Source organism: Oceaniglobus indicus (assembly GCF_002751875.1).
Classification (GTDB): Bacteria; Pseudomonadota; Alphaproteobacteria; order Rhodobacterales; family Rhodobacteraceae; genus Oceaniglobus; species Oceaniglobus indicus.
The window spans coordinates 107,166-133,856 of record NZ_NMZM01000003.1 but is presented as its reverse complement, the minus strand read 5'-3'; the positions used below and the strand labels follow the sequence as shown (position 1 = coordinate 133,856).

Here is a 26,691-nt window from a genome sequence, read left to right as displayed (position 1 = left end):
CTGGCGCGGCGTGCCTCCGGCGGGAGTATTTCGGTCAGTAAGAAAGGGATAGCCGCGCTCAGCCCAAGCCGGCGATGCGACCGAGGACCACGGCCGCCAGCAGGCCATTGCCCGAGAGATAGCCGGCATCACCCGCGCCGGAGACGCCGCAGGCCGCACCGCCGGCCGCATAGAGGTTGGGGAAGGGCGCATCCGCCGCATCCAGCACCCGCGCATCGGCCCCGACCACCAGTCCGCCCTGGGTGTGGAACAGCGCGCCGGTGACCCGGACGCCGTGGAATGGTGCCGCCAGCGGTGGGATGTCGAAGGTGCGTCCGAACGGATCGGCGCCCTTGTGGCAGGCCGCCACCGTCGCCGCGAGCGCATCGGCGGGCAGTTTGAAGGCGACGGCCAGATCGGCGAGGCTGCCCGCGGTTTTGATCGCGCCCTGTGCTTCGGCGTCGCGGAAGTCCTGGAACTGGCGGGCGATGGCGGCGATGCGGGCGTCGAACACCGACACCGCCGTGCCGCCCGGTTGCGCCAGCACCGCGCGGGCCGCTTCGGAATAGCCGTGGCTTTCGTCGTGGAACCGTTGACCGGCGGCGTTCAGCTGGATGCCGCCGGCCGTCATCGTCGCCCATGTGATCAGGATGCCGTGGGGGTGTGCGACGTTGCCATGCCCCTGGTAAGCGCCGAGATGGCGGGTCTGCGCGCCCAGCGCCTCGCCCCAGTCCAGCGCATCGCCGGTGTTGCCGTCGTGGCCGAACCACAGCGCGCCTTCGATGTCGGGCATGTGGCGGGCCACCCGGGCGCGGTTGCCGCCGTATCCGTTGCACGCCAGGATCAGGCGGTCGCAACCGATATCCTCGCGCATGTCACCGCGCAGGGTGGAAATGCCGCGCACCCGAGGCCCATCGGCATACAGGCGGTCGGCGCGGGTGTCGCAGAGGATGTCGATGCCCTCCGCCTCGCAGGCCGCGCGCAGGGCATCGACCAGTTCGCGGCCCGAGCGTGAGGGCAGGCCGTGCATCCGCCGCCGCGCATGGCCCGGATAGTCGAAATCGTCGACCAGCGAGAAGGGCAACCCATGATCGCGCACCAGCCAGTCGATGACATCGCCGGCACCTTCCGCCAGCAGAGCGACCAGAGCGGGGTCGTTTTCACCATCGGCCTTGGCCTGGATGTCGGCCGCGAACCGGGCGGGCGTATCGTCGATTCCCGCCGCGCGCTGGATCGCCGTGCCGGCCGCCGGGATCAGCCCCGCCGACAGCGCGGTCGAGCCTGACGGCACCGGGTCACGTTCGACCACCAGCACCTGTTGTCCGGCCTCGTGGGCGGACAGGGCGGCGATCAGACCACAGGCGCCCGCCCCGACGATCAGGGTCTGCACCGAGATGGGGAACGACGCGGGGGGCGCGCAGACCGTCATTTGCCGTCGAACCGCTTGCCGCTGGCCAGCATCGCGTCGGTGCCGATCACGCCGTTCAGGCCGTCGAAATCGAACATCCGGTCGGAAAATGGCCGGTTCGATCCGTGGGCGCGCAGCGAGGCATAGTAATCCTGCGCGGTCTTCGCCAGCGCGCGCACGATGCCGCCTGGAAAGATCACCAGCGAGAACCCGAGGCGTTCGAGATCGCCCGCCGCCTGAACCGGGGTCGCGCCGCCTTCGACCATGTTGGCCAGCAGGGGAATGCGCCCGCCGAACTCGGCGGCGATGCGCGACAACTCGTCGCCTGATCGGGGCGCCTCGATGAACAGGACGTCAGCGCCGGCGTCGACATAGGCACCGGCGCGGTCGACGGCGGCGGTGAATCCCTCCACGGCGATGGCGTCGGTGCGGGCGACGATCAGGGTGTCCGCGCTGGCGCGGGCGTCGGCCATGGCGGCGATCTTGCCGGCCATTTCCGCCTTTGAGATCAGCGATTTGTCGGCAAGGTGGCCACAGCGTTTGGGATAGGTCTGATCTTCGATCTGCAGGGCATTGGCCCCGGCGCGTTCATAGGCCCGCATCGTGCGCTGCGCATTCAGGGCGTTGCCGAACCCGGTGTCGGCGTCGATCACCACCGGGATTTCGACCCGGTCGCGGATCAGGGCCATGGTGTCGGCCATCTCGCTCATCGTGCTCAGCCCGATGTCGGGGCGGCCCAGGCGGGTATAGGCGACGGCGGCGCCCGAGAGATACAGCGCCTCGAACCCGGCATCGGCCGCCAGGCTGGCCGTCAGCCCGTCATAGACGCCGGGCGCGATCAGGATTTCCGGACGGGACAGGCGCGCGCGCAGGGTCATTCTGCCGCCCCGATCATGGCCAGCGCATCGGCGCAGGTGACAATCTGTGTGACCGACCCCAACGATGTCAGCGTGGCCGCGTGAACATCCGTCTTGAACGCGGCACAACCGTCGGACAACAGGACCGTGCGGATGTCGCGCAGGTGGGCGTCGCGCACGGTCGAGGCGACGCCACCGTTGGTGACGATGCCGCCGACGATCAGCGTGTCGATCTTCAGCGCGCGCAGGATATATTCCAGCCGGGTCTGGTAGAACGCGGAATAGGCGACCTTTTCGACGGTGTAATCGGCTGGGGCCAGGGTATCGACCAACTGGTGCCCGAAACGCCCCGGTGCGAAATCGCCGCGGGTCAGGAATGGGCGCAGCGTCTTCAGGTGCGGCGAGATCAGCGGCTCGCCCCCCGGGCCGGGCACCAGCGTGAACTGCGCCGACACATAGGTGCCGCCTTTGGCCCGCAGCGCCGATACCAGCGGCGCGATGCGGGTCGGCAGCGCCTTGATCGCCTCGGCCCCTTGCCCGGCACGGCCATAGGCGCCGTCGGGGTGCAGGAAATCGTTTTGCAGATCGATGGTCAGAAGGGCCGTGCGGGCGGGTTGCAGGGGGGTGTCGGTCATGCCTTTTCCTCGATGATGACGTTGCCGAAGGCGTCGACGGTGCCGCGCAACCAGGGTTCGATCAGGATCGTCGTGTCGGGCTGCTCCAGGATCGCGGGGCCGTCGATGACCGATCCCACCGGCAGGTCCAGCCGGTCATGGATCGCGGTATCGTGCCAGGTATCGACGAAATGCACCTGGCGGCGGGCCTTGACCACCGGCGCGCCCGTGGTGGTCGGCGCCAGCGAGGCGAGGTCGAACCGGGGCCGTCGTCCGATCACCGCCGTGCGCAGGTTGATCACCCGCCGCACGCCGCGCTCCAGAACCCGGCCATAGGTCGCGCGATAGGCGGCATCGAAGGCGTCGCGGATCGCCGCGCGGGTCGGCGACACCACGCGCCCGTGTTCGATGGCGACGGGCAGGGGCACGGCCACGGAGTGGGTCTGCCCGGCATAGGCCATGTCCAGCTCGAACGTGGTTTCCTTGGCCTCGAACGGGCTTGCGGCCTTGTCCAGCATCGCCATGCCTGCGTCGTGATGGGCCTGCATCAGCGCGGTCAGCATGTCGGTGTCCACCGTGTCCGCCAGCGCATTCACGGTCTGCACGAAATCCTGCCGCATGTCGGCGATGACGCACCCCATGGCTGAGGTCACACCGGGATAGCGCGGCACGAGCGCACGGCCGATCCCCGCCTCGCGCAGCATCGCGCCCGCGTGCAGCGCGCCGCCACCGCCGAAAGGCATGAAGGCAAAGCGTTTCGGATCGAAGCCGCGTTCCACCGACACCAGCCGCACCGCCCCGGCCATGCGCGAATTGGCGACGCGCAGGATCGCCTCGGCCGCCATTTCCGTGCTCAGGTTCAGGGGCTTGCCGACGTGGGTATCGATGGCCCGCGCGGCTGCGTCCACATCCAGTGCATCCAGACTGCCGATGGGGCTGTTGGGGTCGATGCGTCCCAGCACCACGTTGGCGTCGGTCACCGTGGGCCGGTCGTTGCCCCGGCCATAGGCGACCGGGCCGGGGTCTGACCCGGCGCTTTCGGGGCCGATGTTCAGCAATCCCCCCTTGTCGACCCATGCGATGGATCCGCCGCCCGCGCCGATGGTCGCGATCTCGATCATCGGGGTGCGGATCACCATGCCGAAATCGATGCTGGTCTGGGCCGCCAGCATCGATTTGCCCCCGGCGATCAGCGCGACATCGAACGATGTGCCGCCGACATCGCCGGTGATCACGTCGGGAAAGCCCGCGTTGGCGGCGATGTATCCCGCCGCGATCACCCCGGCCGCGGGGCCGGACAGGGCGGTGCGCACGGGCAATGCGCGGGCGGTGCCCACGTCCATCACGCCGCCGTTGGATTGCACGATCATGAACTCACCGGCGAACCCGCCATCCTTCAGCGCGGATTCCAGCCGTTCGAAATATCCCGACACCTCTGGTTGCAGATAGGCGTTCAGCGCCGTGGTCGAAAAGCGCTCGAACTCGCGGATTTCCGGCAGGATCTCGGACGAGGCGGCGACGTGTTCGTTCGGCCAGAGCGCACGCACCGCCGCCACCGCCGCCCGTTCGTTGTCGGGATTGGCATAGGAATGGGCGAACAGCACGGCGATGGCCTTGCATCCCTGATCCAGCAGCGTTTTCGCCGCTGCGCGCACCGCATCCAGATCGACGGGTGTCAGGATGGTCCCGTCGGCCAGCGTGCGTTCCGCCACCTCGATGCGCAGATCGCGGGGGGTGACGGGGGTGAAATCGCCGCGCAGACCCCAGGTGCGGGGCCGGTCGCGGCGGCGCATTTCCAGAACGTCGCGCAGCCCCTCGGTGGTGATGACGCCGATCTTCGCGCCCTTTCGTTCCAGCAGGGCATTGGTGCCCGCGGTCGTGCCGTGGACCACGACCGATATGTCGGACAGGTCGGGAATATGGACGCCGAGGCCGGCCAGGAATCCACCCGCCTGATCGGGGCGCGTGGTCGGCACCTTGGCGATATGGGCGCGCCCATTGTCGCTCAGCACGAAGATATCGGTGAACGTGCCGCCCACGTCGACGCCTGCAATCACGCTCATCGTGCGGCCTCCCATGCGGTGCCATAATCGCGGGTTGCCGCGTCGGGGGTGACCAGCCCCTGTGCCACGTCGCGCGCAACCGCGTCGGGATCGCGCCCGGATGCGGGGCCATAGCCGCCGCCCCCCGGTGTTTCCAGGCGCACGCGCTGGCCCTTGCGCAACGCGATGCCGCGCATTTTCGAGGTCAGTTCGGGGTGATGCCAGCCGTCAGCCTGTTCGTACGAGAACACGTTCAGCGCCGCCGCAGCGCCCCCGGCCACGCCGTTTGGGGCATGGCGGCCGCGTTCGCCAAACAGAAACGCCTCGGCCTTGTCGGCCAGAAGTTCGATCTCGTACACCGCACCCAGACCGCCGCGATGTTGCCCCGCGCCCGCCGAATCCGGGCGCAGCGCCCATTGGCGGAACACCACGGGATAAGCCGCCTCGAGGATCTCCATCGGCGGGATGGTCGCGGTGGAAATCGGCGCGTTGCCGTGGTTCAACCCGTCGCTGTCGGTCGATCCGCCATGGCCGCCGCCATAGAACGAGAACATCACGAATTGCGAGCCGTCGTCGCGCTTGCCCGCGATGGAGAGCGCGTTGATCGTGCCATAGGCGTTGGCGACCACCCGGTCCGGGGCGGCACCGGCGGCGGCGGCGAAGATCACGTCAATCATCCGCAGGATCGTTTCGGTATAGCCGCCCACCGGCGAGGGAAACGGCGCCGACAACAGCGATCCGTCCGGCACGATCACGTCGATGGGGCGCATCACCCCGGCGTTGGCGGGCAGCGACGGAAAGATGTGCTTGATCGCCACATAGGCGGTGGCGACGGCGGTGGGCCGCGCGATGTTCACCGGCCCCGCCGTGCGATCCGCCGTGCCGGTGAAATCCAGCGTCAGGCGGTCGCCCCGGATTTCCAGAGCCACGCGGATCGGCAGGGCGACGTCAGTGATGCCGTCGTTGTCCAGCCAGTCCTCGGCCTGCCACCGGCCATCGGGCAGGGCCGACAGTTCGGCGCGCATCAGGGTTTCGGCACGATCCTGCAACGCCGACAGCGCGGCGGTGACGGTGTCGCCGCCATATGAGTCGAGCAATTCGTCCATCCGCCGTATGCCAAGGTCCAGCGCGCCCAACTGGCCATTCAGATCGCCCATGGCCGATTGCGGCAGGCGGGTGTTGCGCATCAGGATGTCGATGATGTCGCCCTGCATCTCGCCGCCGCGGCAGATGCGGACGGGGGGCAGGATGAACGCCTCGGCAAAGGCATCCGTCGCGCCGGGGTTGTAGTTTCCGGGCACCGCGCCGCCCAGATCGTGCCAATGGCCCACCGACGCCAGCCAACAGAACAGGCGGCCGTCGCGGAAATAGGGCCGCACCAGTCGCATGTCGTTCAGGTGCGTGCCGCCCATGTGCGCGTCGTTGAAGATCCAGATGTCGCCGTCCACCGGCCCGCCCTGTTCGGCGGCCTTGTCGATCACCGCCTTCACCGCGAAGGCCATGACCCCGACAAAGATCGGCAGACCCGATTTGCCCTGCACCAGGGTTTCGCCCGTTTCGGCATGATACAGCCCGTGGGACGCGTCGTGCGCTTCGGCGATGATCGGGTTGAAGGCGGCGCGAAACAGGGTCGCGTCCATTTCATCGGCGATCTGTTCCATCCGGCCGGCCAGGACCGCCAAGGTGATGGGGTCGATCCCGCTCATCGCGCGCGCACCTCGGCCATGTCGTTCCAGACGTCCTGTCGGACGATCCGCTCACCCTCGATCTCGAACCGGTCGATGAAGCGGATTCCGTCGAAGGGTGCGCCGTCGGGCCATTCCCCCGACAGGGTGCCCCGGCAATAGACGATGCCGTCCGACACGTCGAAGCCATCATAGGTTTTCTTGACGAAAGCATAGCGCGGGCGCGACCATTCGATCAGCGTTTCAAGGTCGTGAATCGGGCCGGTGCCGGGGAAATACATGACGAACCGGTCGTCCAGGCAGGCGCGTGCCACCGTCAGGTCGCGTGCCTCCATCGCGGTCAGGAATCGGCGCACAAGGGTTTCGGGAGCGGTTGCGTCGTTCTGGGCATCCATGGGGCAGACCTTTCACATGTATTATATGTAATACAGCTTGGATGATATAAAAAATCAACAACAGATGTCACTGCGCACATAAATTATTGCTTTTCGGTGAGGCGCGGATATGGTCGAGGCATGATGCAGGAGCTCCATATGCGCGATCACGCGGCGCCACGGCTGCCCGAGGGGGGCAAATCGCGCCGGGTCTATCTGTTGCTGCGCGACGAAATCGCCGGGGGTCACCTGCCCGAGGGCGCGATGCTGCCCGGCGAACAGCGGTTGGCCGACCGGCATGGCGTGTCGCGGGTGACGGTGCGGCGCGCGCTGGATGCGCTGGCCCGCGACGGCATGATCGAAAAGCGCGGCGGTGCCGGGTCGGTGGTGCGCGGTCCGGCGACGGCGGGGGCCATCGCCGCCGACATGACAACCCTGATCCCGCAGATCGTCGCCATGGGCCGGCAGACCACCGCGCGGCTGCTGTCCTTCGCCTATGGCCCCGCGCCGCATCCGGTGGCCGAGGGGTTGGGATTGCGCGAAGGCGACAGGGTGCAGACGGCGGTGCGCGTGCGCAGCGCCGAGGGCGTGCCGTTCTCGCATCTGACCACCAATGTGCCCGAAAACATCGCGCAGAATTATTCCGAATCCGATCTGGCCACGACGCCGCTGTTCGCGCTTTTGGAACGGGGCGGTGTGGTGATCGGCGGCGCGCGGCAATCGGTGACGGCGGCGCTGGCGGCGCCGGATGTGGCCGACGCGCTGGGCGTGGCGACGGGATCGGCGCTATTGTCGCTGACCCGCGTGGTGCAGGATGCCGATGGCGGCGGGGTGGAATACCTTTCGGCGCTGTATCGGCCGGACATGTTCCGCCTTGAAATGGCGCTGGCCCGGGTCGGCAAGGGCGCCGCGCGCCATTGGGAGCCGGTGATCGCGCCCGTCGGAGCCGCCCCATGAAGACGCTGTTCGCCAAGGTCTGGGACCGTCACGAAGTGCTGCGCCGCGATGATGGCGTGTCGCTTCTGTTCGTCGACCGGCACCTGGTGCACGAGGGGTCGCACCACGCGTTCCGCAAGCTGGCCGACCGTGGGCTTGCCGTGTCGCGTCCGGATCTGACCTTCGGTGTCACCGATCATTACGCGCCCACCCGTCCCGGCCATGCAACCGACGCGATTCGCGGCATGATGGCGGGCCTTGTCGAAAATACCGCGCGCCATGGCATCCGCTGTTTCGGGCCCGATGATCCGGGGCAGGGGATCGTGCATGTGATCGGGCCGGAACAGGGGCTGACCCTGCCCGGTCTGGTGATCAACTGCGGCGACAGCCACACCTCGACCCACGGCGCGTTCGGCGCCATCGCCTTCGGCATCGGCGCGACCGAGGTGGCCCATGTTCTAGCGACCCAGACCGTGTGGCAGAAGCGCCCGCCGGTGATGAGGCTGACCATCGACGGCACGCTGGCGTCGGGTGTCACGGCCAAGGATGTCGCGCTGGGCTGGATCGCGCAACTGGGGGCCGACGGGGCGCGGGGCCATGCGGTGGAATACGCCGGATCGACGGTGCGCGCCATGTCGATGGAGGCACGGATGACCCTGTGCAACCTGTCGATCGAGGGCGGCGCCCGCTGTGGCATGGTGGCCCCCGACGCGGTGACGCTGGAATATATCCGGGGCCGCGCCTTTGCGCCTGGTGCGGATCTGTGGGATGCGGCCTGCGCCGACTGGCTGTCTCTGGCGACCGATCCGGATGCGGCCTTTGACCGTGACGTGACGCTGGATGCGTCGACGATCGCGCCGCTGGTGACATGGGGCACCTCGCCCGAGGATGCCTTGCCGATCACCGCCGACGTGCCCGCGCCCAAGGATGATCATGCCCGCGATGCGCTGGCGTACATGGGGCTGACCGCCGGCCGCCCGCTGGCGGGCACGCCGATCGACCGGGTGTTCATCGGTTCCTGCACCAACGGCCGCATCGAAGACCTGCGCGCCGCCGCCGCCGTGCTGTCGGGACGCCGCGCCAGGGTGCCGGGCATGGTGTCGCCGGGATCGGCCGCCGTGAAGCGCCAGGCCGAGGACGAAGGGCTGGACCGGATCTTTGCCGATGCGGGGCTGGAGTGGGTCGATCCCGGCTGTTCCATGTGCGTCGGCATGAACGGCGACACGGTGGCAAGGGGCGAACGCTGTGCCTCGTCCACCAACCGCAATTTCAAGGGCCGCCAGGGGCAGGGCGCACGAACGCACCTGATGAGCCCGGCCATGGTCGCCGCCGCCGCCCTGACCGGGGCGCTGGCCGATGTGCGCCCCTTGCTGCGGGGGCGGACATGACCGGCTGGCGCGCATTCACCGGTCGCGCGGTCGTGTTCGCCCACGACAATGTCGATACCGATCAGTTGATCCCGGCACGGTTCATGTCGGCGCCCCGGGCGCAAGGCTATGGCCGGTTCCTGCTGCACGACCATCCCGACCGCGACACCCTGTCGGGCGCCGAGATCGTGATCGCCGGGCGCAACTTCGGCTGCGGCTCATCGCGCGAGGCGGCGGTCTATGCCCTGGTCGACGCCGGAATCCGCGCCGTCATCGCCCCCGGTTTCGGCGATATCTTCGCCGCCAACGCCGTGAACAACGGGTTGCTGCCGGCCGTGGTGGCCGATACCGCCGCCCTGCGCGCGGCCGTGGATGCGGGCGGCGAAATCGCCATCGATCTGGAAAAGGGCACGCTGAGCGCGGGAGAGATCACCGAAACCTTCACGCTGGACGCCGCGGCGCGTGACAAGATCGTCAACGGCTGGGACGACATCGACCTGACCGCCAGCCACACCGACACCATCGCAACCTTCATCAAAACCTATCACGGGACATACCCGTGGAGCCGACCCAACCCAAAGGGAGAACCCACATGCGCCTGACCTTCACATCGTTCCTTGCCGCCACCGCCCTGGCCACCCCGGCCCTTGCCATGGACACGCTGACCGCCGTCCACGCCTTTCCGAAAACCCTGATCTATACCCAGAGCTTCCTGGAATTCGTCGACAAGGTGAACGCGGCCGGCGAAGGCGTGGTCGAAATCCAGGTGCGCGGCGGCCCCGAGGCCATCGGCATGTTCCAGCAGGCCGACGCCGTGCGCGACGGCATCGTCGACATGGTCTATACGCCGGGATCGTTCTATGGCGGCGCGCTGCCCGAGAAGGATGCGCTGGTCACGTCGAACCTGACCGCCATCGAGACCCGCGAAAACGGCGGTCTGGACCTGATCGACGAGATTCACCAGGAAAAGATGAACGTCAAATACCTGGGCTGGTTCGATTCCGGCGTCACCTATAACCTGTGGATGCGCAACGAGCCGAAGCTGGACGCCGATGGCAATCTTGACGTCGCGGGCCTGAAGCTGCGCGGCAATGCAGTCTATAACGCGTTCTTCACCGATTACCTGGGTGCACAGGTGATCGACCTGCCCACCACCGACGTCTATTCCGGTCTTGAAACCGGCGTGGTCGACGCCTCGGGCTGGACCCAGATCGGCCTGATCGACCTGAAATGGAACGAATTCTTGAACTACCGGGTCGAGCCCAGCTTCTTTTCCACCGATCTTGGCGTGATCATCAACCTCGACAAGTGGAACAGCCTGTCGGACGAGGCGAAACAGATCCTGACCGACACGGCGATCCAGCACGAGAAGGACAGCGTCGAGGCCCTGCGCAAGAAGCGCGACGCCGACTTCGCCGAACTGGAAGAGGGCGGCATGAAGGTCGTCGCCCTGGAAGGCGACGCGGCCCAGCGCTACATCGACGCCGCCCGCTCGACCACGTTGAACCGGATGAAGGAGTTGATGGCCGAAAGCCCCCAGGGCGACGGCAACTACGACGAACTGGTCGATCTGTTCTACGACGCCGACAAGTGATCGCTCGCCGGGGGCGGTGCGCCCCATCGCCTCCGGCGCGGCCACATCGCGCAAACCGGTCACCGAGCTTCGAAAGGGTGCCATGCCGCTTCTGATCCGTGCCTATACCGGGCTGCTCTACGGGATGGCGGCCATCGCCGGGGCCACCCTGGTCTGGCTGATGATCGCCGTCATCCTGTCGGTAGTGATGCGCAATGTCGGGCTGCAACCCTTTGCGTGGCTGTTCACGTCCACCGAATACGGCATCCTGTATCTGACGATGCTGGGCGCGCCTTGGCTGGTGCGCGAAAAGGGGCATGTGCACATCGAACTGGTCACCGCCGCCCTGCAGCCGACGTTGCAGGCCATCGTCAGCCGCCTGGTCGCCGCGCTTTGCGTGATCGTGTCAGGCATCTTGGCGTGGAAAGGGGCCGAGCTGTGCCTGACCAACATCGCACGCAACGATTTCGACGTGCGCGCCTATTACTTTCCGCGCTGGATCCTGACCATCGCCTTTCCGATCTCGTTCACCCTGATGGCGGTCGAATTCGCCCGCTTCGTCTTTGGTGACGATCTGTTGCACGCCGGTGAGGCGGGGATTCACGAATGATGGAATGGTATGACGCGCTGGCGATCCTGCTGGGCACCATCGTCTTTCTCATGGCGCTGGGCATGCCGGTGGCGCTGGCATTTCTCGCGGCCAACCTGGTCGGCGCCTACCTGTTCATGGGCGGCACGCGGGGCTTCTCGCAACTCTTGAACAACGGGCTGGGGTCGCTGACCACCTTTGCGCTGGTGCCGATCCCGCTGTTCCTGCTGATGGGCGAGGTGTTCTTTCACACCGGCCTTGGCGGACGGATGTTCAACGCCATCGACCGGCTGCTGGGCAAGCTGCCGGGGCGGCTGTCCTATGTCACGGTGCTGGGCGGCACGGGGTTTTCCACCCTGTCGGGCAGTTCCATGGGGTCCACCGCGCTGCTCGGCTCGCTCATGGTGCCGGAAATGACCCAGAGGGGTTACAAGAAACACATGTCGATCGGCCCGATCCTGGGCACCGGCGGCCTTGCCATCATCATCCCGCCTTCGGCACTGGCGGTCCTGCTGGCGACGCTGGCGCAGATCGACGTCGGCGCGTTGCTGATCGCCGGGGTGATCCCGGGCCTGATCCTGGCGACGTTCTATATCGTGATGATCTGGTTCCAGTGCCGGATCGACCCCGACGCCGCCCCCGCCTACGAGGTCGAGACGCTCACCCTCGGGGCCAAGCTGATGCTGCTGATGCGTGATGTGGTGCCGATGATCGGCGTCATGGTCGTGATCGTCGCGATGATGGTCGGCGGCATCGTCACCCCGTCGGAAGCGGCGGCGTTCGGCGCGCTGGGCGTGCTGATCCTGGCGGTCGTCTTCCGCTGCCTGACGTGGGTGTCGATGAAGCGGTCGGTGATCGGCGCGCTCAAGGTCACGCTGATGGCCTATCTGATCGTCTTCGGCTCGGCCACGTTCTCGCAACTGCTGGCGTTCAGCGGTGCGTCGTCGGGGCTGATCGGCTGGGCCACGTCCTTCGACGTCGCGCCGACCGTCATGCTGCTGATCATGTTCGGCGTGCTGCTGATCCTGGGGATGTTCATGGAGCAGATCTCGATCATGCTGCTGACGATTCCGATATTCTTTCCGCTCGCAAATTCGCTGGGGTTCGATCTGATCTGGTTCGGCCTGATCATGCTGCTGGCGCTGGAGATCAGCTTTACCACCCCGCCGTTCGGCCTGCTGCTGTTCGTGATGAAAGGGGTGGCCCCCAAGGGCACGACCATGCGCGACATCTATCTGTCGGCCATGCCCTTCATCGGCTGTTCGCTGGCGGTGGTGGTTCTGCTGATCCTGTTCCCGCCCCTTGCGACCTGGCTGCCGGGGCGCTGATCCCCTGCTTTCTGCCGATCCGAATACTCATGGCGCTTCGGGCCGCCAGGCTCTCGCAATTCGCGTCGGCGGGTGGCATACCGTCACGTAAACCCATCACGCCCGGAGCTTCCGCCCATGACCCGCATCCTGCACGCCCTGTCCGACATCTCGGCCGATTACGACGCGCTGTTCTGCGATCTCTGGGGGTGCGTGCACAACGGCATCACCGCCTTTCCCGCGGCGGTCGCGGCGTTGCAGGCGTTCCGCGCCAAGGGTGGCACGGTGATCCTGCTGACCAACGCGCCGCGCCAGCGCGCCATGATCGAGCCGCAGATCACGCGCATGGGCACCCCGCGCGACGCCTGGGATGCCATCGCCACCTCGGGTGATTCCGCGCGGCTGGCCATGTTCAGCGGGGCGGTGGGCGACAAGGTGTTCTTCATCGGCCAACCCCATGACGATGTCTTCTTCGACCCGATCCGGATCCTCGACGATCCGGTCGCGATCACCCGTGTGCCGCTGGAACAGGCCACCGGCATTGTCTGCTGCGGCCCAGAAGACCCCTTTGCTGACCCCGAGGTGATGCGGCCGCAGTTCCTTTATGCGCGCGAGAAGGGTCTGAAGCTGTTGTGCGCCAATCCCGATATCGTCGTCGACCGCGGCGACACGCGGGAATGGTGCGCCGGGGCGCTGGCGGCGCTCTATACCGAAATGGGCGGCGAGAGCCTGTATTTCGGCAAGCCCCATCCGCCGGTCTATGACCTGGCCCGCCGCCGCATCGCCGAGCTGGGCCGCGACATTCCCGATTCCCGGATTCTGTGCATCGGTGACGGCATCCACACCGACATCCGCGGCGCCCAGGGCGAGGATCTGGATTCGCTGTTCATCTCGGGCGGTCTGGCGGCGGCGGCGACGAAGACCGCCGATCACCCCGATCCCGAGGCGCTGAAGCTGTATCTGGACGGCGAACAGCAGGAGCCGACGTTCACGATGGGCTTCCTGCGCTAGGCCGGACCCCCTTGCACCCGGCGGGGGGCGGCATTATCCCGCCCCCATGCGGATCATCCGGGATTATCAGTTCATTGCCGATCAGGATCGCGGCGCCAGCGTGGCGATCGGGAACTTCGACGGCGTGCACACCGGCCATCGCAGCGTGATCGACATCGCGCGCCGCGAGGCGACGCGCCTGGGCGCCCCCCTGGGCATTCTGACGTTCGAGCCGCATCCGCGCGAATTCTTCGCGCCCGACGCGCCGCCGTTCCGCCTGATGAACGCCGAATCCAAGGCGAACCGCCTGGCCAAGCTGGGCATCGACAAGCTTTACGAGGTGGCATTCAACGCCGCACTGGCGGCCCTGTCGCCGCGCGCCTTCGCGCAGGGGGTGATCGCCGATGGCCTGGGCCTGTCCCACGTCGTCATCGGGTCCGATTTCCGCTTCGGGGCCAAGCGTGCCGGCACCGCCGAGGACATGCAGCGTTTCGGGGCCGAGATGGGCTTTGGCGTGACGGTCGCCGATCTGTTGCAGGCCGCGACCCGCACGGTGTCGTCGACCCGGATCCGCGATGCGCTGAGCGAGGGGCGCACGCGCGACGCCGCCGAGATGCTGGGCCACTGGCACCGCATCGAGGGCGAGGTGATCCGCGGCCACCAGCGCGGCCGCGATCTGGGCTATCCCACCGCGAACATGAGCATCGCGGGCCTGCATCCGCCGAAATTCGGCGTCTATGCCACCCGCGCCGACATTCTGACGGGCCCCTATCGCGGCGCCTATGACGCGGTGTCGTCCATCGGCGTGCGGCCGATGTTCGGGGAAAACCAGCCCAACATCGAAACCTTCATCTTCGACTTCAAGGGCGATCTCTATGGCGCGCACCTGTCGATCGCGCTGATCGAACGGTTGCGCGGCGAGGAAAAGTTCGACAGCCTTGATGCCCTGATCGCCCAGATGGACCGGGACAGTGCCCGCGCCCGGGCAATCCTGGCCGCGACATGAAGGATCATCCGCCCCGCAAGCCCGACGACGATCCCATCGACCGCGAAGGCCTGCGGGATCGGTTCTGGGAACGCGTGCCGCTGAAGAACCTCGCGCCGCGGGAATGGGAGGCGCTGTGCGACGGCTGTGGCAAATGCTGCCTGAACAAGCTGGAGGACGAGGACACCGGGCGGGTCGAACTGACCCGCGTGGCCTGTCGCCTGCTGGATGGCGACACCTGCCGCTGCGCGCAATATCCGATCCGTCACCAGTTCGTGCCGGAATGCATCTCGCTCAGCCCCGGCAACATCGCGCGACACGCCTACTGGATGCCGAAAACCTGTGCCTATCGCCTGCTTTACGAGGGCAAGCCGCTGTTCGACTGGCATCCGCTGATATCCGGCACGCCGCAATCGGTGCACGATGCGGGCGTGTCGGTGCAGGGCTGGACGGTGCCTGAATTCGAGGTGCCCGAAGAAGACTGGGAAGACCATATCATCGAGGAGCCGACCTGATGTTTTTTGCCTCTGACAATGCAGGCCCCGCCCATCCAAAGGTGATGCAGGCCATGGTGGATGCCAATACCGGGTATATGGGTTCCTATGGCGCCGATCCGATCATGGACCGGGTGCGCACCAAGGTGCGCGACGTGTTCGAAGCCCCCGATGCGGCGGTTTACCTGGTCGCCACCGGCACCGCCTGTAACGCGCTGTTGCTGGCCACGCTTTCTCGGCCCTGGCAGGCGATCTTCTGCACCGATGTCGCCCACGTCGAACAGGACGAATGTGGCGCGCCCGAATTCTTCACCAATGGCGCCAAGCTGTCGCTGATTCCCACCACCGACGGGAAAATGACGCCGGACGGTTTGCAGGACGCCATCGCGCGCCATCCGGCGGGCGTGGTGCATGGCGTTCAGCCCGGCCCGGTCAGCATCACCCAGATCACCGAAAGCGGCACGCTCTATACCCTGTCGGAAATCGGCGCGCTGTGCGACGTGGCGAAGGCCCACGATCTGCCCGTGCATCTGGACGGTGCGCGCTTCGCCAATGCGCTGGTGTCGCTGAATGCCTCGGCCGCCGACATGACATGGCGCGCCGGTGTCGACGCGGTCAGCTTCGGCGGCACCAAGAACGGCCTGCCGGGGGTCGAGGCGGCGGTGATCTTCGATCCGGCGCTGGCGTGGCAATTCGAATTGCGCCGCAAACGCGCCGCGCATCTGTTTTCCAAGCACCGGTTCCTGTCGGCGCAGATGGACGCCTATCTGACCGACGATCTGTGGCTCGACATGGCGCGGCAGGCGAACGCGAACTGTGCGCGCCTGGCCGATGGGTTGCGTGATGCGGGAATCGCGCTGGCGTATCGTCCGGGCGGCAACATGATCTTTGCCCACCTGCCCGATGCGGTGCATGAACGTCTGCAGGCCGCAGGGGCGATGTATTACACGTCACGTCCCAATGGCCCGGACGGGCCGGGCCACGTGACCGCGCGGCTGGTCTGCGACTGGTCCCTGCCGACCGAGGACATGGACCGGTTCCTGAGTCTGCTCAAAGGGTGAAGCGGCGGATCATGGCGGCTGCTATCCTTTCGGGGTGGGTCAGGGCAACCATGTGTCCGGCCTTTGGGATGATCGTTTCCGATGCATCGGACAGGCGCGCCATAAGCGCCCGGTGAACCGCCCCGATCACCGGCGGGCTTGCGCCGCCCCGCACCAGCAGGACCGGCGCGGTGATGCCTTCGATCCGCCCCGGTGTCAGCAACCCGCCGCTGTCGTCCTCGATACCCGGTGCGCCTGCCACGATCAGAGGCACGCGGTCGGCCATGGCCTGTTGGCGGCGGGGCGAAAGGCTGTCGAACGACGCGGCCCCGCCCCAGACGGCGGTGAAGGCGCGGGCCGCCTGCATCGGGTCACCCGCCCCGACTGCCGCGACGAAGGGCGCGAAGGCGCGGTCGTGCCCAGCGATTTCAGGGGCGTGGTCTGCACGGGCGGCGGCGAAGAACACCGGCTCGATCAGCGTCAGGGTGCGCACCAGATCGGGGCGTTCCACCGCCAGGCGCAAGGCCACGGTCGCGCCGAACGAATGGCCGATCAGGTCGGTCGGCCCGTCACAGAAAGCCGCCGCGATGTCGGTGCAGGCGACGTGATAGTCCCCGCCGCCCGGCCAGTCGGCGCTTTGGCCGTGGCCCGGCAGATCGAAGGCGGTCATTGCCAAGGGCAGGGCCTGCGCCAATCCCTCCCACGGGCCGGAATGGCCCAGCGCACAGTGCAGCGCCAGCGCGCGGCGTCGGCCGCTGCCCCATGCGCGCGAAAAGACACGGAATCCGGCCCGCGTGTCGAGCGGCATCAGCCCTCCAGATGCCGGTCGAGCTGATCCAGACGGTCGTAGCCCCAGAATCTCTCTCCGTCGTCCAAAACATAGAAGGGCGCGCCGAAGACGCCGGCCTTCACCGCCTGTTCCAGGTTGGCGGCGTAGGTTTCGGCCCCTGCCAACAACCCGCTGTCGGCCAGTGCCGGATCGAACCCCGCGCGCGTCAGGCAATCGCGGATCACGGTGTCGTCGGCGACATCGCGGTCCTCGGCCCAGCACGCGCGGGTCAGCGACGCCACCAGTGCACCCAAATCGCCACCCCCGGCGTTCTGCGCCGCGATGATCGCATAGGAGGCGGGCGCCATGTTGGTGGGCCAGTGGGCCGGCGTCCGGTTCAGCGGCACGCCCAGCATCCGGGCCGAGCGTTCGAGATCCATCAGCCGATACTCCTGGCGCGACGGATGCCGATCCTTCGGCGGCTGTCCGCCGGTGCGCGCGAACAATTGCATGATATCCAGCGGTTTGTAGGTAATCGTGGCCCCGTGTTTCGCAGCGATCTCCTCAAGCCGCTGGCCGGCCAGATAGGTGTAGGGGGAAATCACCGCCAGGTAATAGTCGATGTGCGCCATTGTGATCACTCCCGCAGGTCTGAGGTTTGCCCCACGCTACGCCCATGCTAAGCGAAGTCAACGCGTCGAATCCCCGGCCGCTGCCACCTTGGGACCCCTGAACATATGCCTTCCATGATCGAACCGAAACTCATCTCGGGCAACGCCAACCGTTCCCTCGCCACGGCCATCGCGCGCCGGATGTCCATGCATCGCGGTATCGGGGTCAGCCTTGTGGATGCCCGGGTCGAGCGGTTCAACGATGCCGAGATCTTCGTCGAGGTGTTCGAGAACGTGCGCGGCGAGGACATGTTCATCATCCAGCCCACCAGCAATCCCGCCAACGACAACCTGATGGAGCTGTTGATCATCACCGACGCGCTGCGCCGGTCCTCGGCGGCGCGCATCACCGCCGTGATCCCCTATTTCGGTTATGCCCGTCAGGACCGCCGCACCAAGGCGCGCACGCCGATCACCGCGAAACTGATCGCCAACATGATGGTCGAGGCGGGGATCGAACGGATCCTGACGATGGACCTGCACGCCGCACAGATCCAGGGGTTCTTCGACATTCCGGTCGACAACCTCTATGCCGCGCCGGTGTTCGCGCTGGACATCCAGCATCAGTTCCGCGGCCGCCTTGGCGAAGTGACGGTGGTCTCGCCCGACGTCGGCGGCGTGGCCCGGGCGCGTGAACTGGCGCAGCGGATCGGCTGTCCATTGTCCATCGTCGACAAGCGGCGCGAGAAGGCGGGCGAAATCGCGGAAATGACCGTGATCGGCGAAGTGGCCGGCCAGACCTGCATCATCGTCGACGACATCTGCGACACCGCCGGAACCCTGTGCAAGGCGGCGGAAGTGCTGATCGAGGCGGGCGCGAAAGAGGTGCATTCCTATATCACCCACGGCGTGCTGTCCGGCCCGGCCGTGGGGCGGATCACCAATTCGGTGATGAAAAGCCTTGTCATCACGGATTCCATCGAACCCACCGAAGAGGTTCGGGGCGCTGCGAACATCCGCATCGTGCCGACTGCGCCGATGTTCGCGCAGGCGATCCTGAACATATGGAACGGCACCTCGGTATCGTCCTTGTTCGATCCCAACACGCTGGGCCCGATCTATGAGGGCATGTATTCCCGCTGAACGTCGATCGGCGCGTTACAGCTTCTGGTTGAATTTTGCGCGTGCAGATTCCCGCTTCGGTCGCGATTTTTTTATTGACGCAACGTCAATTTGATCGTCTTCTAACTGGTATAGCGGGCGGACCAGCAAGACTGTCACGATAATCAACCGCGCCGTCCGCCTGTCTCGCGACACCAGGGAGGTGCATTGATGCGATTGATATCCACGACACTTGCGGCGGGTTTCGCCACGGTCCTTTCGGCAGGGGTGGCCATGGCCGAATTCCCCGAACCCAAGGAAGGCATGTTCGTCATCAAGGACTTCGAATTCGAGTCCGGTGAAGTCCTTCCCGAGATGAAGGTCGCCTACATGACCATTGGCGACCCGTCGGGGGCGCCGGTGCTGATCACCCATGGCACCACGTCGTCGGGATCCTCGATGCTGGGCGAAAAGTTTGCCGGATCGCTCTATGGCCCGGGTCAGCCGCTCGATGCCGAAAAGTATTTCCTGATCCTGGTCGACGCCATCGGATCCGGCAAAAGCTCGAAACCCTCCGACGGAATGCGTGCGGAATTTCCCGAGCAGACGTTGATGGACATGGTGAATGCCCAGAAGATGCTGTTGGAGGATGGTCTGGGCATCGATCACCTGCATCTCAAGATCGGGTTCTCCATGGGCGGGATGCTGTCGTGGACCTGGGCCACCGAATACCCCGACTTCATGGATGGCGTCGTGCCCATCGCGTCGCTGCCTGGCCCCATGGCCGGCCGCAACTGGATGATGCGGCGGATGGTGATCGACGCCGTGCGCGATGATCCGGCGTGGATGGGCGGCAATTACGAAGAACAGCCGCCGATGCTGCGTTACATGTCCGCATGGTTCGGCATGGCGACCTCGGGCGGCAACCTTCGGCTGCAGGAACTGGGGGCCACGAACGAAATGGCCAGCGCCTATGTCGATGAACGCAAGGCCGAACAGAAGGTCGGTGATGCGAACGACACGATGTACATGTGGAACGCCTCGCGCAATTTCGACCCGACACCGAAACTGGGCGACATCAAGGCCAAGGTGCTGTTGATCCTGTCGCAGGACGACGAACGCAACCCCACCGAACTGCCGATGCTGGAGGAAGGGATGGCGAAGATCCCCGACGGCCAGGTGTTCATCGTGCCGGAATCCGCCGAAACCTCGGGGCATGGCACGACCTATACGTCGGCCTATTATGCCGACGAACTGGGTGCCTTCATGAAGACGCTGCCCAACGCCCCCGAGTGATCGGACGGCCCGAAACGACAGGATGCGTCGGCCCCTCGGCCGATGCATCCAGCCGGTCGAACCGCGCACCGCGAACGGCACGCGCGGTGCGATGATGGAATGAGTATTTGGATCAATGAGAAGTCAGACGGACAGCGGCTTCTCATTGACCGAAATACTCCCGCCGGAGGCGCCCCACGGCACGGACACGCGTGTCGGGGTGAGAAGGCGGCACGCGCTTGCGAAAGCCGCCGATCTTCCGTCCCGGGACGGCTGCGAACATTCGTGCCTTGATCGTCGTGATTCCGTCGCAGGTGCACCCCCCGAAAGGTGATTGCTGACGTGATGTCGCGTCACACTGACCGGGCCCACGCGCGGCCGGTCCGGAGTTCTAACGTCTTGCATCGGCGTCGGGCAGGCATCGACCTTCGATCAGAAAGCACCGGTCGTGACCCCCATTCCACGCAAGAGGCCCGGAACGCGGTTCCGGGCCTCTTTTCGTTCAGTATGGCGTAGCCTTACTTCAGGCCGATACGGTCGATGAACGCCTTGTGGGCTTCGACGATCTTCTTGGTTTCGGGCGAACGGGTGGCCCAGTCTTCCCAGGCGGTGCGTGCGGCCTGGCGGAAGGTGGCGCGGTCTTCTTCCGACCAGTTGTAGACCGTCACGCCCTTTTCGGGCAGTTCGGCCAGCGCTTCGCCGTTCTCGACGATGGCAAGCGCGATCTGATCAAGCCCCAGCGCCTTTTCGGCGACCGTCAGGATCGCGCGGTGCGCTTCGGGCATTGCCTCCCAGACGTCGGTGCGGCAGGCCAGATGGTCGGCCGACATCGAGTGGAACCCGGGGAACGTCGTGTGCTTGGCGATGTCATAGATCCCCATGCCGACGTTGTTGGCAAGGCTCGAGGCATCGGCGCCGTCGATGATCCCGGTTTCCAGCGCGGTGAAGATCTCGGTGAAATCCATCACGATCGGCTTGGCGCCCAAGTTGGCGAAGATTTCCGATTCCATGCCCGGGGGCGAGCGGAACTTGAAGTTCTTCAGCGACTCGACGCCCGGGATCGGCTTGGTCGAGTTCAGGGATTCCTGGCCGCCGACGTGGCTGCCGACAAAGGTCATGCCCTGTTCGTTGTAGAGTTCGTTGATGGCTTCCGAACCACCGCCGAAGTGGATCCATGCCTGCCACTGCATCGGCGTGTCATAGCCGCCCATGGTGTCGGCGACGAACTGGAATGCCGGGTTCTTGCCGGTCTGATACGACCCGTTGGTCATGTCGCAGTCCAGGATGCCGGTCGCGGCGGCGTCGAAGGTTTCGGCCGATTTGACGACAGCGGCGGAATAGAACATCTCGATGTCGATGTCGCCACCGGACATGGTTTCGACGTTCTTGACGAACTCGGCGATCAGGCGACCGGTCGTGGATTCCGGCGAGTTGTGGTTCTGGATCCGCAGGGTCGTGGTCTGCGCCGTGGCGGCGGTGGCCAGCGCGGCAAACCCGATGGCGGCGCCCGTCGCGCGGAGCGTGGTTTTCAGTGTCATACGCATGTTGTTCTCCCGATAGCGTAAGATGGCCCGGTGATGTTCCGGGCCGGGGTGGGGGCGGCGGATTGTCCGCGTGCCCCCGGTTTATCCTCGCGGTGAATCGCGGTGATATGGTGCGGTGGCGGCCTCTGGCCCTATTTCAGACCGATGCGCGCGATGAACTCCTTGTGCGCGTCGACCATTGCACGGGTTTCCGGCGACCGTGATGCCCAGTCTTCCCATGCCGTCCGGGCGGCCGCGCGGAACGTGGCGCGGTCATCCTCGGACCAGTCATAGATCGTCACGCCTTTTTCAGGCAGCGTTCCCAGGGCTTCGCCGTTCTGGATCAGCGTGTCCATCAACAGGTCCATGGCCAGCGTCTTGTTCGCCACCTCGATGATGCGCTTGTGCGCGTCGGGCAGCGCGTCCCAGACGTCCTGGCGGCAGGCCAGATGGTCGGACGACATCGAGTGGAAGCCGGGATAGGTCGTGTGCTTGGCGATGTCGTAGATGCCGATGCTGACGTTGGTCGCCAGGGTCGAGGCGTCGGCGCCGTCGATGATACCGGTTTCCAGGGCGGTGAAAATCTCGGTGAAATCCATGACGATGGGCTTGGCGCCGAGGTTGGCGAAGATCTCCGACTCCATGCCCGGGGGCGAGCGGAACTTGAAGTTCTGCAGATCCTCCGGCCCCCGCAGCGGGGTGGTCGAGCTGAGCGATTCCTGACCGCCGAGGTGCGCGCCGATGTAGTGCATGTCGTAGTCGGCATAAAGCTCGTTGATCGCTTCCTTGCCGCCGCCCAGGTGGACCCACGACAGATACTGCATCGGCGTGTCATAGCCGCCCATGGTGTCGGCGACGAACTGGAACGCGGCGTCCTTGCCGGTCTGATATGACCCGTTGGTCATGTCGCAATCCAGGATGTTGTTGCGGGCCGCGTCGAAGGTGTCGTTCGGCTTCACCACGGCGGCGGAATAGAACATCTCGATGTCGATATCGCCGCCTGACATGGTTTCGACGTTGTCGACGAACTTGGCGATGTTCTTGCCATAGGTGCTTTCGGCCGAGTTGTGCGACTGGATCCGCAGCTTGCTTTGTTGCGCCACCGCCGTCGTCGCCAGCGCGGCAAGGCCGACGGTGGCCATCAGAGTGATTTTAAGTGTCCTACGCATGTGTTCCTCCCGGTTGCGTAAAGCGGTCCGGTGATATCCGGACCTTTATTATGGGCCGACGATTAGCTGCCGGTTCCCATTTCATCCTCGCGATAGATCGCGATGATTTCGTCGAACGACGCTTCGGCCTGAAAGCCCAGCTTTTGCGCCCGCGTCGTGTCGAAGTTCTGCGGCCAGCCGGCGACGATGCCGGCGATGGTGGCGTCGGGTTCGTCGCGGATCAACGCGGCCGTCTCTTCTCCGGCGGCGCGGCGCAAGGCTTCGATCTGTTCGGCAACGGTGGCCGACAGGCCCGGCATCGTCAAGGCGCGCTTGTGGCCCATGGGGGCGGTGTCCATCGTGCAGGCGTGCAGCAGGAAACCGACGGCGGCGCGGGGCGAGGCGAAGAAATGGCGCACGTCGCGGTCCACCGGCAGCACGGCTTCCTTGCCGTTCAGGGGTTCGCGCAGGATACCCGAGAAGAACCCCGATGCGGCCTTGTTGGGCAGGCCGGGGCGGATGCAGATCGTCGGCAGGCGCAGCGCGATGCCGTCGAAGAAACCGCGCCGCGTGTAATCCTCGAGCAGCAGTTCACCGATGGCCTTCTGGGTGCCATAGCTGGTCAGGGGCGTGAGGTTGAAACTGTCGGGGATGAGATCGGGGAACGGCGCGCCGAACACCGCCAGCGATGACGTGAACACCATGCGCGGGGTATAGCCGTCGGCGTTGTGGGCGTGGCGCACCGCCTCGAACAGATCGCGGGTGCCGTCCAGATTGATGGCATAGCCCTTGTCGAAATCGGCCTCGGCCTCGCCCGAGACGATGGCGGCAAGATGCACGATTATGTCCGCGCGCGCCTTGACCAGCGTTTCGGCGGCGCCTTTCTGCGACAGATCGATGCTCATCACATCGGGCTGAAAGGGCAATCCGTCGGGCGCGGTGGGTTCAACCACATCCACCAGTGTCAGCGCGGTGGGTTGGGCGGTGCCGGGCCAGCGCCCCTGGGCAATGGCGTCGGCCAGTTTGCGGCCGATCATTCCGGCGGCGCCAATGATCATTACGTGCATGGTTCGGATCCTTCGCGGGTCAGGTGGGATGGCGCAGCAGGATGCGCGCGGTTGCATGGGCCGACAGCGTCAGCGTGCCGGTCTCGTCGTCTGTCTCGTGGTCGCTCATCCGGTCCATGAAGGCCGGGTCCGTCGCGGCGGCGGTAAAGCTGTCGGCGTCCAGAACGGCGATCCCGGCACCGGCCGCGATCGAGACGTCGACCGGATCGGCGGTCTTGTTGGCCACCCAGATCTCGATCCCCTCGCCGGTGTCGGCGGCCAGCCCGGTCAGCGGACCGGCGGCGGGCAGGTCCAGCGCGCGCATTTCCTGTCCGGCCAGACGACGCAGGCCGCGCAGGACGTGGAACACGGGAAAGAGGTCGCCATCGTCAAAGCCCGGTTGCGGAAAATCCGCGGGCGCGGCAATGGCACCGAACGCCCCGGTCGGCGCGCCAAGCGCGATGGCGGCCGCACCGCCGGCGGCGAAGTCGGCAAAATATCCAAGGTTCCACACCGCGCCGAACAGCCCGCGCTGGCGGGGGTCGTTGATGTTCATCGCCTGGCGGATGTTGTCGGGATTGTCCTTGGCCGCTTCGCCGTAGGGGTTGTCGCGCACGCCGATGGCCGACGGGCCCACCGCCCAGGGCGTGTTCGCCGCGATGACCTTCGCGGTCAGGGCGATGGCCGGATGGGCCTCGTGGGTTTCCATCACCGACCGGTCGTCGCCCGCGTGGACCATGGGCGAGGTCGTGAAACTGACGAGGTCCAGATGCGACACCGGCGGACGCTTGCGGTTCAGCTCGGTGAAATAGCTGAACATGCCGCCGCCGATCCGCGCCTCGGGAAAGGCCGCGCGGGTGGCATCGTAAAGGGTCGCCGCATCGGGCGTTTCCGGCCATTCGCTGCCCGGCAGGGTGCATTTCATGTCGGGTGCCGGCGATACCAGAACCGTTTCGAAGGGATCGCCCAGGTCTGCGGCAAGCGCGCCCAGATGCGCCACCTCGGCGGTTGCGCCCGCGTCGTCGGTGGCCACGATCACCGCTTCCAGCCAGGCGTTACACCCGAGGGCGCGTACGATGTCCAGTTGCGCGGCCAGTTCGGCCTTGCCGTGCCCGGCGCGCGGATCGTGGTGCAGGATAAGATAGGCGGGCGCGAGATCCTTCAGCCGGTCGATCCCGCCTTGGGTGCCGGCCACATCCTCGGGGCGCAAACCCATGCCCAGCGGCGGCACGACACCGTGTTTCGCGCCCGGCGCGATCTTCGCGCTGTCGGTCGCGGTGCCGCCCGTGGTGTCGCCCGACACGGTGACGGTAATTGTCTGGTCGATCTGTTCGCCCGGCTCGATCCGATAGGGCCAGGGCAGGGCCAGCGGGCGCACATAGGTCTTGTAGGAGGCATCGGACCAGTTGCGCTGATCCTCCATCTCGTAGGTGTCGCCTTCCATTAGGCATGTCACGCGCAGGCCCGAGGGCGCGGTATGGCTCAGCGCGCGCAGATCCATCATCGGCTGAAGCGGATCGATTTCGGCGGGGAAGGTGCCCGGCTCGACCGTGCCGTCGGTGCGCGTGATCTCTACCGGTTCGCCCGCGATCCCGTCGATGGGGTGCAGAATGACGAACCCGGTGCGGTTGGTCAGGAAGCCGCCGTCGCTGTGCCCGGTGCCGTGAAAGGTCAGCGTGCCGTCGGCGCGCCCCTCGATCCGGGCGTCATAGGCAAAGCTCTGTTCGTCGTCCGCCGCGATGGCCGAAAAGGTGACGGTGAAACGATCATCGCTTTCCTCGACCTCGAGGTCAGATATCTTCGGATTGTAGGTGCCCCAATCCTTGTCGCGCACGATGAACGACACGGCGCGCAGCACCTCGGCCCCGTCCCAGCGGATATAGCGCAGGTTGCCCGCGACCAGTTCGGCGCTCAGCTTGCCTGCGCGCAGGACGCGGGGCGGTTCGACCGCCTCCTCGGTGCCGAACAGGCGGATGGCGTGGGATGGTTCGCTCATGGTGTCCCCTTTCATCGTGTGGAGCGCCAATTGATCAGGCGTTCGGCCAGCAGGGCCAGGATGATGATGCTGCCGATGGCCGAGCCCTGCCAGAACGGCGACACTCCCATGAGGTTCAGACCGTTGCGGATCATCACCATGATCAGAACGCCCAGCAGCGTGCCGATGATCGATCCCCGCCCGCCATAGAGCGACGCGCCCCCGATCACGACGGCGGCGATGGCGTCCAGTTCCAGCTGGTTGCCCGCCAGCGGATCGGCCGACATGATCTGTGCCAGCGAAAACGTCACCGCCACGGCCGACAACGCGCCCGACACGACGTAGGGCAGGATGGAATAGAACGTGGTGGACAGGCCCGCCGCCCGCGCCGCCTCGGCGTTGGAGCCGACGGCATAGATCGTGCGCCCGCCCTTGGTATAGGTCAGGTAAAGCCACGCGGCGGCGTAAAGCGCGATCAGAAACAGAACGTTGGCCGGAATCCCGAGGAACGACGAATAGACGATGTTCTGCAAATCCGGTGGCAGTCCCGACAGCGACCGTTGCCCCGACAGGATGAACGACAGCGATCGCCCGATCGCCATGACGCCCAGTGTGACGACGAAGGGCGCCAGCCCGAAGATCGCGATCAGCACCCCGGAAAACAACCCGATCAGCGCGCCGGCCCCCACCGCGATGGGAATGGCCAGCACGATGGGGTATTCCTTCAGCGCCAGCGCAAGGACCACGCCGCACAGCCCGAAGATCGCCCCCACCGACAGGTCGATCCCGCCGGTCAGGATCACGAAGGTCATGCCGACGGCGACGATGCCGATCACGACCGATTGGTCCATGACGTTGAACAGGTTGCGCTGGGTCAGGAAATACGGCGACAGCAGCGACAGCGCGATGGCCAGGACCAGCGCGAGGCCCAGCATCCGGAATTCCAGGCTGTGCAGGATCGTGTTCAGCACACTGGGACGTTTGGTGTCGGTGGTGGCCAAGT

The 26,691-nt window shown here is 66.1% G+C and carries 25 protein-coding genes; 12 read left to right on the top strand and 13 right to left on the bottom strand.

From position 1 onward, the window contains the following. Positions 1-58: 58 nt before the first annotated feature. Genes CFP68_RS05695 through CFP68_RS05670 form a run of 6 tightly spaced genes read right to left on the bottom strand, consistent with a single transcriptional unit; the run spans position 59 to position 6,980 of the window. Positions 59-1,408 carry an FAD-dependent oxidoreductase gene (locus CFP68_RS05695; protein ID WP_099825615.1) on the bottom strand — a complete coding sequence of 450 codons (1,350 nt, stop codon included), beginning with the start codon at positions 1,406-1,408 and terminating at the stop codon, positions 59-61. After that, entirely contained in the window at positions 1,405-2,265 is an 861-nt protein-coding gene (locus CFP68_RS05690; protein WP_099825613.1) for an isocitrate lyase/PEP mutase family protein, read from the bottom strand. Before CFP68_RS05690 ends, CFP68_RS05695 begins: the two co-directional genes overlap by 4 nt. After that, the gene (locus tag CFP68_RS05685; RefSeq protein WP_193825212.1) at positions 2,262-2,879 is read right to left on the bottom strand and encodes a cysteine hydrolase family protein; all 618 of its coding nucleotides are present in this window, start codon (positions 2,877-2,879) and stop codon (positions 2,262-2,264) included. Before CFP68_RS05685 ends, CFP68_RS05690 begins: the two co-directional genes overlap by 4 nt. Continuing rightward, positions 2,876-4,921: a hydantoinase/oxoprolinase family protein gene (locus CFP68_RS05680; protein WP_241523970.1), complete on the bottom strand. Its 2,046-nt coding sequence runs from the start codon at positions 4,919-4,921 to the stop codon at positions 2,876-2,878. The genes CFP68_RS05685 and CFP68_RS05680 overlap by 4 nt, the downstream gene beginning before the upstream one ends. After that, on the bottom strand, positions 4,918-6,606 hold the full coding sequence (locus tag CFP68_RS05675; RefSeq protein ID WP_099825609.1) for a hydantoinase B/oxoprolinase family protein: 1,689 nt from the start codon (positions 6,604-6,606) through the stop codon (positions 4,918-4,920). The genes CFP68_RS05680 and CFP68_RS05675 overlap by 4 nt, the downstream gene beginning before the upstream one ends. Then, positions 6,603-6,980, bottom strand: coding sequence for a nuclear transport factor 2 family protein (locus CFP68_RS05670; protein WP_099825607.1), 378 nt, complete (start codon positions 6,978-6,980; stop codon positions 6,603-6,605). The genes CFP68_RS05675 and CFP68_RS05670 overlap by 4 nt, the downstream gene beginning before the upstream one ends. A 138-nt stretch (positions 6,981-7,118) precedes the next feature. On the opposite strand from CFP68_RS05670, the gene CFP68_RS05665 reads away from it, so the two are divergent. From CFP68_RS05665 to CFP68_RS05620, 10 genes are all read left to right on the top strand, one after another. Further along, positions 7,119-7,916, top strand: coding sequence for a GntR family transcriptional regulator (locus CFP68_RS05665; RefSeq protein ID WP_099826200.1), 798 nt, complete (start codon positions 7,119-7,121; stop codon positions 7,914-7,916). Next, positions 7,913-9,283: a 3-isopropylmalate dehydratase large subunit gene (leuC, locus tag CFP68_RS05660; protein WP_099825605.1), complete on the top strand. Its 1,371-nt coding sequence runs from the start codon at positions 7,913-7,915 to the stop codon at positions 9,281-9,283. Before CFP68_RS05665 ends, leuC begins: the two co-directional genes overlap by 4 nt. Further along, positions 9,280-9,864 (top strand): 3-isopropylmalate dehydratase small subunit, encoded by a 585-nt coding sequence (gene leuD / locus CFP68_RS05655; RefSeq protein ID WP_099825603.1) that lies wholly within the window; start codon positions 9,280-9,282, stop codon positions 9,862-9,864. Before leuC ends, leuD begins: the two co-directional genes overlap by 4 nt. Beyond that, positions 9,855-10,856: a TRAP transporter substrate-binding protein DctP gene (gene dctP, locus CFP68_RS05650; protein ID WP_099825601.1), complete on the top strand. Its 1,002-nt coding sequence runs from the start codon at positions 9,855-9,857 to the stop codon at positions 10,854-10,856. Before leuD ends, dctP begins: the two co-directional genes overlap by 10 nt. Before the next feature lie 82 nt (positions 10,857-10,938). After that, positions 10,939-11,445, top strand: a complete 507-nt coding sequence (locus tag CFP68_RS05645; RefSeq protein WP_099826199.1) for a TRAP transporter small permease — start codon at positions 10,939-10,941, stop codon at positions 11,443-11,445. After that, entirely contained in the window at positions 11,445-12,752 is a 1,308-nt protein-coding gene (locus tag CFP68_RS05640; protein WP_099825598.1) for a TRAP transporter large permease, read from the top strand. Before CFP68_RS05645 ends, CFP68_RS05640 begins: the two co-directional genes overlap by 1 nt. 117 nt (positions 12,753-12,869) lie before the next feature. Next, positions 12,870-13,742 carry a TIGR01459 family HAD-type hydrolase gene (locus CFP68_RS05635; protein ID WP_099825596.1) on the top strand — a complete coding sequence of 291 codons (873 nt, stop codon included), beginning with the start codon at positions 12,870-12,872 and terminating at the stop codon, positions 13,740-13,742. Between the two features lie 46 nt (positions 13,743-13,788). Next, a complete protein-coding gene (locus CFP68_RS05630) occupies positions 13,789-14,727 on the top strand; it encodes a bifunctional riboflavin kinase/FAD synthetase (protein ID WP_099825593.1) in 939 nt (312 codons plus the stop codon). Next, positions 14,724-15,221 carry a YcgN family cysteine cluster protein gene (locus CFP68_RS05625; protein ID WP_099825590.1) on the top strand — a complete coding sequence of 166 codons (498 nt, stop codon included), beginning with the start codon at positions 14,724-14,726 and terminating at the stop codon, positions 15,219-15,221. The genes CFP68_RS05630 and CFP68_RS05625 overlap by 4 nt, the downstream gene beginning before the upstream one ends. Continuing rightward, a complete protein-coding gene (locus CFP68_RS05620) occupies positions 15,221-16,261 on the top strand; it encodes a threonine aldolase family protein (protein WP_099825588.1) in 1,041 nt (346 codons plus the stop codon). The genes CFP68_RS05625 and CFP68_RS05620 overlap by 1 nt, the downstream gene beginning before the upstream one ends. On the opposite strand, the gene CFP68_RS05615 is transcribed toward CFP68_RS05620, so the two are convergent. Both CFP68_RS05615 and CFP68_RS05610 read right to left on the bottom strand, forming a co-directional pair. After that, positions 16,251-17,048, bottom strand: a complete 798-nt coding sequence (locus CFP68_RS05615; protein ID WP_099825586.1) for an alpha/beta fold hydrolase — start codon at positions 17,046-17,048, stop codon at positions 16,251-16,253. The two genes, CFP68_RS05620 and CFP68_RS05615, sit on opposite strands and share 11 nt — an antisense overlap. Further along, positions 17,048-17,641 carry a 2-hydroxychromene-2-carboxylate isomerase gene (locus tag CFP68_RS05610; protein WP_099825584.1) on the bottom strand — a complete coding sequence of 198 codons (594 nt, stop codon included), beginning with the start codon at positions 17,639-17,641 and terminating at the stop codon, positions 17,048-17,050. The genes CFP68_RS05615 and CFP68_RS05610 overlap by 1 nt, the downstream gene beginning before the upstream one ends. A gap of 105 nt (positions 17,642-17,746) precedes the next feature. On the opposite strand from CFP68_RS05610, the gene CFP68_RS05605 reads away from it, so the two are divergent. Together CFP68_RS05605 and CFP68_RS05600 are read left to right on the top strand one after the other, a co-directional pair. After that, positions 17,747-18,763 (top strand): ribose-phosphate pyrophosphokinase, encoded by a 1,017-nt coding sequence (locus tag CFP68_RS05605; protein WP_099825581.1) that lies wholly within the window; start codon positions 17,747-17,749, stop codon positions 18,761-18,763. Positions 18,764-18,952: 189 nt separating this feature from the next. Continuing rightward, positions 18,953-20,017 (top strand): alpha/beta fold hydrolase, encoded by a 1,065-nt coding sequence (locus tag CFP68_RS05600; RefSeq protein WP_099825579.1) that lies wholly within the window; start codon positions 18,953-18,955, stop codon positions 20,015-20,017. 497 nt (positions 20,018-20,514) lie between these two features. Here CFP68_RS05600 and CFP68_RS05595 read toward each other — a convergent pair whose 3' ends face one another. The 5 genes from CFP68_RS05595 to CFP68_RS05575 all read right to left on the bottom strand — a co-directional run bounded on the left by CFP68_RS05595 (position 20,515) and on the right by CFP68_RS05575 (position 26,689). After that, positions 20,515-21,540, bottom strand: a complete 1,026-nt coding sequence (locus CFP68_RS05595) for a TRAP transporter substrate-binding protein (protein WP_241523969.1) — start codon at positions 21,538-21,540, stop codon at positions 20,515-20,517. 131 nt (positions 21,541-21,671) lie between these two features. Then, a complete protein-coding gene (locus tag CFP68_RS05590; protein ID WP_099825575.1) occupies positions 21,672-22,688 on the bottom strand; it encodes a TRAP transporter substrate-binding protein in 1,017 nt (338 codons plus the stop codon). Positions 22,689-22,750: 62 nt separating this feature from the next. After that, a complete protein-coding gene (gene denD / locus CFP68_RS05585) occupies positions 22,751-23,734 on the bottom strand; it encodes a D-erythronate dehydrogenase (protein WP_099825573.1) in 984 nt (327 codons plus the stop codon). A 19-nt stretch (positions 23,735-23,753) separates the two neighbouring features. Beyond that, entirely contained in the window at positions 23,754-25,709 is a 1,956-nt protein-coding gene (locus CFP68_RS05580) for a D-apionate lactonase family protein (protein ID WP_145953404.1), read from the bottom strand. Between the two features lie 11 nt (positions 25,710-25,720). Beyond that, a complete protein-coding gene (locus CFP68_RS05575; protein ID WP_206601893.1) occupies positions 25,721-26,689 on the bottom strand; it encodes an ABC transporter permease in 969 nt (322 codons plus the stop codon). Between the last annotated feature and the right edge of the window lie 2 nt (positions 26,690-26,691).

Excerpts from the sequence above, each read along its gene's own strand:
- CFP68_RS05695 (WP_099825615.1), bottom strand. The coding sequence starts at position 1,408 with ATGACGGTCTGCGCGCCCCCCGCGTCGTTCCCCATCTCGGTGCAGACC.
- CFP68_RS05690 (WP_099825613.1), bottom strand. The coding sequence starts at position 2,265 with ATGACCCTGCGCGCGCGCCTGTCCCGTCCGGAAATCCTGATCGCGCCC.
- CFP68_RS05685 (WP_193825212.1), bottom strand. The coding sequence starts at position 2,879 with ATGACCGACACCCCCCTGCAACCCGCCCGCACGGCCCTTCTGACCATC.
- CFP68_RS05680 (WP_241523970.1), bottom strand. The coding sequence starts at position 4,921 with ATGAGCGTGATTGCAGGCGTCGACGTGGGCGGCACGTTCACCGATATC.
- CFP68_RS05675 (WP_099825609.1), bottom strand. The coding sequence starts at position 6,606 with ATGAGCGGGATCGACCCCATCACCTTGGCGGTCCTGGCCGGCCGGATG.
- CFP68_RS05670 (WP_099825607.1), bottom strand. The coding sequence starts at position 6,980 with ATGGATGCCCAGAACGACGCAACCGCTCCCGAAACCCTTGTGCGCCGA.
- CFP68_RS05665 (WP_099826200.1), top strand. The coding sequence starts at position 7,119 with ATGCGCGATCACGCGGCGCCACGGCTGCCCGAGGGGGGCAAATCGCGC.
- leuC (WP_099825605.1), top strand. The coding sequence starts at position 7,913 with ATGAAGACGCTGTTCGCCAAGGTCTGGGACCGTCACGAAGTGCTGCGC.
- leuD (WP_099825603.1), top strand. The coding sequence starts at position 9,280 with ATGACCGGCTGGCGCGCATTCACCGGTCGCGCGGTCGTGTTCGCCCAC.
- dctP (WP_099825601.1), top strand. The coding sequence starts at position 9,855 with ATGCGCCTGACCTTCACATCGTTCCTTGCCGCCACCGCCCTGGCCACC.
- CFP68_RS05645 (WP_099826199.1), top strand. The coding sequence starts at position 10,939 with ATGCCGCTTCTGATCCGTGCCTATACCGGGCTGCTCTACGGGATGGCG.
- CFP68_RS05640 (WP_099825598.1), top strand. The coding sequence starts at position 11,445 with ATGGAATGGTATGACGCGCTGGCGATCCTGCTGGGCACCATCGTCTTT.
- CFP68_RS05635 (WP_099825596.1), top strand. The coding sequence starts at position 12,870 with ATGACCCGCATCCTGCACGCCCTGTCCGACATCTCGGCCGATTACGAC.
- CFP68_RS05630 (WP_099825593.1), top strand. The coding sequence starts at position 13,789 with ATGCGGATCATCCGGGATTATCAGTTCATTGCCGATCAGGATCGCGGC.
- CFP68_RS05625 (WP_099825590.1), top strand. The coding sequence starts at position 14,724 with ATGAAGGATCATCCGCCCCGCAAGCCCGACGACGATCCCATCGACCGC.
- CFP68_RS05620 (WP_099825588.1), top strand. The coding sequence starts at position 15,221 with ATGTTTTTTGCCTCTGACAATGCAGGCCCCGCCCATCCAAAGGTGATG.
- CFP68_RS05615 (WP_099825586.1), bottom strand. The coding sequence starts at position 17,048 with ATGCCGCTCGACACGCGGGCCGGATTCCGTGTCTTTTCGCGCGCATGG.
- CFP68_RS05610 (WP_099825584.1), bottom strand. The coding sequence starts at position 17,641 with ATGGCGCACATCGACTATTACCTGGCGGTGATTTCCCCCTACACCTAT.
- CFP68_RS05605 (WP_099825581.1), top strand. The coding sequence starts at position 17,747 with ATGCCTTCCATGATCGAACCGAAACTCATCTCGGGCAACGCCAACCGT.
- CFP68_RS05600 (WP_099825579.1), top strand. The coding sequence starts at position 18,953 with ATGCGATTGATATCCACGACACTTGCGGCGGGTTTCGCCACGGTCCTT.
- CFP68_RS05595 (WP_241523969.1), bottom strand. The coding sequence starts at position 21,540 with ATGCGTATGACACTGAAAACCACGCTCCGCGCGACGGGCGCCGCCATC.
- CFP68_RS05590 (WP_099825575.1), bottom strand. The coding sequence starts at position 22,688 with ATGCGTAGGACACTTAAAATCACTCTGATGGCCACCGTCGGCCTTGCC.
- denD (WP_099825573.1), bottom strand. The coding sequence starts at position 23,734 with ATGCACGTAATGATCATTGGCGCCGCCGGAATGATCGGCCGCAAACTG.
- CFP68_RS05580 (WP_145953404.1), bottom strand. The coding sequence starts at position 25,709 with ATGAGCGAACCATCCCACGCCATCCGCCTGTTCGGCACCGAGGAGGCG.